Below are 2690 nucleotides of genomic sequence, written 5' to 3'. Positions count from 1 at the left end.
TGCTAAATAGCGTCTCTTGGTAGTGATGTTCTGGCGACTTGGTAGTGTCCCCTCTGGGCAGTTGTTAGCGCGTTTCCGGCGAAGTGGTAGTGCGTCGAGCTATTTGTCGTATTGGCCAAGAGCCGTTGAATGGCTCTTGGCCAATACCATTTAGGGGGAAGGCTCGGGAACCAGTGGTTCAGGAACGGACTGCAACCTATTCCCAAAAACCTGCTGAGTCCCGGGCCTTCTCATGCTTGAGCTTGCGCATGTCGGTGTCGCCCAGCACGAGCCACCTGGTGTTGTTGGCCAGACGATTCACGATCGAATCCCCGGCCACGCGGTCCGGCAACACCTGCACCCAATAAGAGGGATCGGTCTGGCTGACAATCACCGTGGGCAACCGGTGCTCCCGGTCGGCCAGGACCCCGAACAGATCACTGGCGATGTTCTGGTCGATGCCAACGGTCAAGAAATCATCGATAATCAACAAATCCGCCTCCCGCAACTTCTCCAGCAGGTCATCGTGGACGTTGCTGTCACCGCGTGCGATGAGCAGCTTTCGGGCCAGCAGGTCCATCCGCGTGTAGAACACCGAATGCTCGCTGTGGCAGGCAGCAATGCCGATGGCGCAGGCGATATAGGTCTTGCCGCCACCGGACGGCGAGATGATCAACAGGTTCGTCGGATCGTCCCGCCACTGATGCATTGCGTAGCGTTTCATCCGCGCCTCATCGATCTTCCGCCCCGGAAGATAATGCAGCTCCGCAATCGATGCGCCGGGCAGGGGAAACCGTGCCTGCTTGATGAGCTTGTCGACCTTGTTCGACCGGCGGGCATCCAGGGAATGGTTCACCGCCTGCATGAACACCTGCTCCGGCAACAACTTGTCGTTGGCTTCGTCGTTCACCAGTTCCAGGAACTTCTCGGCAAAGATGGTGAGCCGAAGATCCTTGATCTTCCGGTGGTCTTCACTGTTAAGCATCGGTGCCACCGAACCCCTTGTAGTGCCCTGCATCGCGCACAAACACTCCGGAAAGATTCTGGACGTCCTTCAGGTTCTTCACGTTCTGCGCAGCCGGGGCCGCCGCGGACGTTTGGTCCTTGGCCGCGGCCAGCGTGGCCATCACCCGCTTGAGCGAGGTGTAGTTGGGATACCCGTTGACGTTCAGCATTTCCTGGCAGGCTTCCTCCAACAGGCCCTTTTTCCCGCCCAGTTCCGAGAGGATATTGCGGCACGCCAGGAAGGTCTGCGCCTCGATCTTGCTGCTATCCAGGACCTGGGCGATGACCTGCACGGTGGCCGGCCCGAAATTCCGGGCACGGTTCAAGAACCACTCCCTGGACCACAAGCCCTGGACCTGCTGGTGATGCTTGGGAGCATGCGACAACTCCGTGGAATACTGGCCCCGGCGCCCGAGCTTACGCGGGTGCTCGCAAACCTTGGCTTGCCCGTCAAAGATGCTTACCGTGGTCCCGGTGATCCGGACCGACAGGATCTTCCCCGCGAACTCATACGGCACCGAATAGTGCTGGTAGTCGCTGGTCACGTGGTAGTTCCGCCCGACCTTCAACTGCTTGTATTCCACCGATTCAAACGGCTGGTCCGGCAGGGGCTGCAGCAACGCCGCCTCCTCGGCGTCGAAGACTTCCTGCCGTGTACTCCCGTTGACCCGGCGCAACCGTTCGTTGAGATCCAGCAACCGATCCTGCACCGCGTCGTTGAGCTCCTCGAACGAGGTCCAGGTCTGGGCGGCGAGATAACCGATGACCCGGCTCTCCACCGCCTGCACCATCCGCTCGACATGCGCCTTGTCACGGGGCCGATTCGATCTGGCCGGCACGATCGCCGTTTGGTAATGCTCAGCGAGCTGGCGGTAGGACTTGGTCACCACCACCTCGTTGTCCGCCCGGGTGCGCTTATGGGTCGCGGTGCGAGCATTATCCGGGACGATCAGCTGCGGAACCCCGCCGATGAACGCCAGCGCATTCACGTGAGCCTGATTCCAGGCTTCCTGTTTCATGTCGCTGAACGCTTGGCAAAACACCAACCCGGAATACGGCAGCGAAGCGACGAAGAAGTACGCCTTGCTGACTTCCCCGGTCACGGCGTCCACGACCGGCAGGGTCGGACCGACCCAGTCCACAAACATTGCCTTGCCCGGTTCATGTTGCAGTGTGGCCACGACGTCGGTGACGGCGGCGAACCGGTTGAACAGCTCGCAGTATTGCGAGTAACTGTATTTCCTCTGCTCGCTGGTTGAGCCGAGGTATTTCACCCAACCCTGCTGCAACGTAAAAAACCGGTTGTGCTTCATCTCCTCGACGATCGATGCGAAATGCGGATCCGCATAGTCCTGGGAAACAGTCTTGCGCCCGTCTGGGAAGAGCTGCTCAATATCCGCTGCTGTCATTGACGCAAAACGGTCGGCAGTAATGCCGGCAGCCTTGATGGCTTTATTTACGGTCGAGACATCACGATGCGAGCAACCTGCCGACGCGGTGATTTCTTGATAGGTCCGGCCCTTGAAAACCAAGGACATGATGGCTTGATAATCCACCAAGGTATTTCTCCTCTGAACTGGTCGCCGCACCGTGTTGTGTGGCGACCAGTTCAGACGATCACGAAAACCCCCAGGGCACTACCATGTATCCGGAACGAAACTACCAAGTCGCCAGAACAGCACTACCCTCTGGCGCTATTCAGCACC

2 protein-coding genes are annotated in these 2690 nt (G+C 59.1%); both read right to left on the bottom strand.

Annotation, left to right across the window (positions count from 1 at the left end; genetic code table 11):
- Nucleotides 1-196 precede the first annotated feature (196 nt).
- Complete coding sequence (locus OIU93_RS20470) at nt 197-964, bottom strand: ATP-binding protein (protein WP_264271878.1); 768 nt, start codon at nt 962-964, stop codon at nt 197-199.
- Nucleotides 957-2540 (bottom strand): IS21 family transposase, encoded by a 1584-nt coding sequence (gene istA, locus OIU93_RS20465; RefSeq protein WP_264271879.1) that lies wholly within the window; start codon nt 2538-2540, stop codon nt 957-959. Before istA ends, OIU93_RS20470 begins: the two co-directional genes overlap by 8 nt.
- Nucleotides 2541-2690 lie beyond the last annotated feature (150 nt).

Origin of the sequence: Paeniglutamicibacter sp. ZC-3, from assembly GCF_025847175.2 — a bacterium.
GTDB lineage: Bacteria > Actinomycetota > Actinomycetes > Actinomycetales > Micrococcaceae > Paeniglutamicibacter > Paeniglutamicibacter sulfureus.
This window is presented reverse-complemented; position numbering and strand designations above follow the sequence as displayed.

What these genes read in the sequence shown, in the direction of transcription:
- OIU93_RS20470 (WP_264271878.1), bottom strand. Translation starts at nt 964, where the DNA reads ATGCTTAACAGTGAAGACCACCGGAAGATCAAGGATCTTCGGCTCACC.